Origin of the sequence: Longimicrobium sp. (genome assembly GCF_036554565.1) — a bacterium.
GTDB lineage: Bacteria > Gemmatimonadota > Gemmatimonadetes > Longimicrobiales > Longimicrobiaceae > Longimicrobium.
Map to the genome: position 1 here is coordinate 1 of NZ_DATBNB010000358.1, position 4,044 is coordinate 4,044.

The following is a 4,044-nucleotide window of genomic DNA, read 5'->3' on the forward strand; positions in this document are numbered from 1 at the left end:
ATCTAGCCGCGGGCAGGTAGAAGCCCGGGCGCGGCAGCGGTCGCCGTAGCCGAGGCCTCGGCTGCCGTGGGGCCCTCACCCGGCCGCGCTGACACGCGTGCCACCCTCTCCCGCAAGCGGGAGAGGGTGTACACTTCGGGATTGCGGTGTGGCCAGGCAGGCCCGGTGCTCGGGCCGGCGCCCCCCATCCCCAGCCCTTCCCCCGCAAACTGCGCGGGGGAAGGGAGCCAGTAGAGCGCGTGAGGCCAGCCGGAGCGCAATCGAATTCTCCTCTCCCCCATGCGGTTTATGGGGGAGAGGCCGGGAGAGGGGGGCGGCCTCAGCATGCGCCAATCTCAGATCGTTCCGGCAGCAGGTCTCCCCCTCCCCCGCGGAGCGGGGGCCGGGGGGAGGGGGCTCCCGCGGCATTCACCGGAGCCGGTCGAACCCCGAGCGAAGTTCTCCCCTCTCCCGGCGCGGTTTGCCGGCGGAGGGGGCGGGGGAGGGGCCCCCCCGAGCAGGACCGATCACTCCAGCCGAATGCACGCTGCACGGCCGGGACGCAGCACAACGGGAACGGGACGAAGGGACATCGGATGGATGTGATGCTGTTGCTGAAGGCCGCCGTCATGGGGCTGGTCGAGGGAGCCACGGAGTTCATTCCCGTGTCGTCGACGGGGCACCTGATCCTGGCCGGCAAGTGGCTGGGCTTCGATTCGTACGCCAACCACGAGACCTTCGACGTCTTCATCCAGCTGGGCGCCATCCTGGCCGTCGTCTGGCTGTATCGTCAGAAGGTGTTCGGCGTGCTCGCCGCCGCGCCGCGCGACCCCAACGCCCGCCGGCTGATCTACAACCTGCTGATCGCCTTTGCCCCGGCGGCGCTGGTGGGCTTCTTCGCGCGCGACTTCATCAAGGAAGTGCTATTCGACACCACCATCGTCGCGATCGCGCTGGTGCTGGGCGGCATCGCCATCCTGCTGGTGGAGCACTGGCACAAGACGCGGGCGGTGACCACGGAAAGCGTGGACGACATCCGCCCGCCGACCGCCCTGGGCGTGGGGCTGGCGCAGCTGCTCTCGCTCGTCCCGGGCGTGTCGCGCTCCGGCGCCACCATCATGGGCGGCCTGTCGCTGGGGATGTCGCGCCTGGCCGCGACCGAGTTCTCGTTCTTCCTGGCCATCCCCGTGATGGTGGCCGCCAGCGGCTTCGACCTGTTCAAGAGCCGCCACCTGCTGTCGGCGGCGGACGCGCCGGTGTTCGCCGTGGGCTTCGTGGTGTCGTTCATCGCGGCGATGGTCGTCATCCGGGCCTTGATTCGCTTCGTCTCCAGCAACACCTTCGTGCCGTTCGCCTGGTACCGCATCGCCGTGGGCCTGGTGCTGCTCGCGATGGCCTGGACCACCCGGGGCGGCTGAGGCCGCCGCGGCACCCCGTTTTCTCCTCCCCCGGCCCGGACCCGACCTCATGCCCAGCGTATCGTCCCTGTTCACCCAGCGGCTCCCCGCCGAGCTGGCCCGCAAGCTGGACCGCACCGAGGCCGCCGCGCGCGAGGCGCTGATCGACGTGCACGCCAACCTGGCGCTGGACCTGGTGGCCATCCTGGCGCCGCGCATGCCCTTCGACGAGGCCATCGACCGCTACATCGAGACGATGGAGCTGGACGGCGACGAGGCCGAGCCCATCGGCACGCGGGCGGTGGCGCTGATGGACGAGCGCGAGGTGAGCGAAGACCTGGCGCGCGAGGGGCACCGGGGATGGGGATGGGACTGGCGCTACGCCACGCCCATGGGCGCGCTCCGCTACATCCGCCGCCACAAGCAGCGCAGCGACGAAGAAAGCCTGTGGCTGGAGCTGGCCGCCGCGCGCGCCGAGGAAACGCTGGTGACGGCGCACATCCGCTTCGCCATGGAGTTCGTGGACCTGATGGAGCAGCACCAGCACGCCGACCCCAGCCGCGCCGTGGCGCATTACGTGGAGCGGCTGGACCTTCCGGAGCTGCGCGCGCGGATGGTGTACCAGCGCGCCCTGGCCCGCCTGGCCGACGACCTGCTGCCGCGCCTGCCCGACGAGTGATGCCGCGCTCGGCCCGGCCGCGCACGAACCTTGCGCCTGACGGGGCCGGAAACTCCGCGCGTGTGCCGCGGACCCGCCCCGGCGGGCGTTCGTGCATCCCGAATACTCAGTGCAGATGATGAACCGATCGGAGTGGGCGCAGAAGGCTGCCGCCGCGGCGCTGCTGGTGCTGCTGGCCGCCTGCGGGGGCGGCGACGGCAAGGGCGAGGGCGACGGCGAGCAGGCCAACGACAGCGCCACGGCCGCCGCGCCGGGCGACAGCGGCGCGGCGCAGGGCGCGCAGCCCGGGCAGACGGCCAACAACCTTCCCGCCGGCCCCACGACGCAGCTGCCGCCCAACGAATTGGGCCGCATCATGGTGCTGGAGTACCACCGCACCGGCAGCCCCGAGGGCGAGTTCGTCCGCACGCTGGAGAACTTCCGCAAGGACATCCGCACGCTGTACGAGGCGGGGTACCGCCCGGTGACCATGCGGCAGGTGCTGGAGGGGAACATCGACATCCCCCGCGGCACCACGCCCGTCGTCTTCACCATGGACGACGCCACGCGCGGCCAGTTCTACCTGACGGCCAACGGCGAGGTGGACCCCAACACCATGATGGGGTCGTGGATGTCGTTCAAGCGCGAGAACCCGGGATGGGGGCCGGGCGGAATGGTGTGGTGCATCCTGCCGGCCGCGAGTCATCCGTCCAACTTTTTCGGCGAGACCAAGGACCGCGACACGCCGCGGGAGCAGCGCGAGGCCAACATCCGCAAGAAGATGGAGATGATCGTCCGCGACGGACACGAGGTGTGCAACCACACCCTGTACCACGCGCGGCTGGACAAGGCGGCGAACGACCAGCAGGCGCAGGACTGGATCGGCATCGGCGAGGACAGCATCAAGGCGTACCTGCCGCAGGACTACGACATCGTGACCTTCGCGCTGCCGCTGGGCATGTGGCCGCGCAACAAGCCGGTGGCGTGGGCGGGCACGTACCGCAACGGCAAGCGCTACGAGAACAAGGTGGTGCTCGAGGTGTCGGGCGGGCCGAGCGTTACGCCCTGGGACACGCGGTGGGACCCGCATTCGGTGGACCGCTTCATCGTGGCGCCGGGCGCGCTGGAGGCGCAGCTGCGCCGCTGGGAGGCCGATCCCACGCACCGCTACGTCTCGGACGGCGACCCGCGGACGATCAGCTATCCCGCGACCATGGCGCAGTACCTGAACCGCTCGGCGCTGGGCGGACGCACGCCGCGCGAGGTGGCCGGCGCGCCCGCCGCGGCCGCTCCCGCCGCCGGCGGCGCGCAGCCCGCCGCGCCGGCCGCCGGGGGAACGACCGGGCGGTGAGGTGAGTGCGTGAGTGCATGAGCGGCCCCCGGACGATAGCGATTTCGTCCGGGGGCGCTTGCGTTCGGGGCCGCCCGCACGTCTCCGTTTCGCCTGCGCATCTGTAAGGCGGTGGACGACAAGGACTTCCGGATTGGCTGAACCGTGATCGGCGCGGTTGTCCGACCCGGCGGAAGCGGTTATCTTGGGTGCGGCGATACGGCACCGGCGTCCTGGACGCGAACGGTGCCCGTGCGACGAAGGTACTCCGCGGCTTCCGCTTTTCTTTTTTTCGACGACAGGGAGGATTCCCCATGCCTTTCGGACTTGGTTTCGGCGAACTGGTACTGATCTTCGGCGTGCTGCTGCTTCTGTTCGGCGCCAAGCGGCTGCCTGAGCTGGCCGGCGGCATGGGCAAGGGAATCCGCGACTTCAAGCGCTCGCTGAACGGGCTGGACGACGAGAGCATCCAGGCCAACGCGCAGCAGAACTACCTGCAGTCGCCGCCTCCGCCCCCGGCCGCCACGCACGTTCCCACGCCGGTCGAGAGCGAGCCGACCCGCGTCGGCTGATCGACGCGCGCGGAATGCGACGAGCGGCCCCCGGCACTGTTGCCGGGGGCCGCTTCTCGTTCGTGTGTGCACCCCCGGCCTGTCATCCTGAGGCCCAGGCCATCGCAC

Annotated in this window: 4 protein-coding genes; all 4 read left to right on the forward strand. The window is 70.6% G+C overall.

Annotated elements, in window-relative coordinates; all coding sequences use genetic code 11:
* Positions 1–575: 575 nt before the first annotated feature.
* On the forward strand, positions 576–1,397 hold the full coding sequence (locus tag VIB55_RS10025; RefSeq protein WP_349263010.1) for an undecaprenyl-diphosphate phosphatase: 822 nt from the start codon (positions 576–578) through the stop codon (positions 1,395–1,397).
* A 49-nt stretch (positions 1,398–1,446) separates the two neighbouring features.
* On the forward strand, positions 1,447–2,055 hold the full coding sequence (locus VIB55_RS10030; RefSeq protein WP_331876517.1) for a hypothetical protein: 609 nt from the start codon (positions 1,447–1,449) through the stop codon (positions 2,053–2,055).
* 115 nt (positions 2,056–2,170) lie between these two features.
* Complete coding sequence (locus VIB55_RS10035; RefSeq protein WP_331876518.1) at positions 2,171–3,385, forward strand: polysaccharide deacetylase family protein; 1,215 nt, start codon at positions 2,171–2,173, stop codon at positions 3,383–3,385.
* Between the two features lie 293 nt (positions 3,386–3,678).
* On the forward strand, positions 3,679–3,936 hold the full coding sequence (locus VIB55_RS10040) for a twin-arginine translocase TatA/TatE family subunit (protein WP_331876519.1): 258 nt from the start codon (positions 3,679–3,681) through the stop codon (positions 3,934–3,936).
* Positions 3,937–4,044 lie beyond the last annotated feature (108 nt).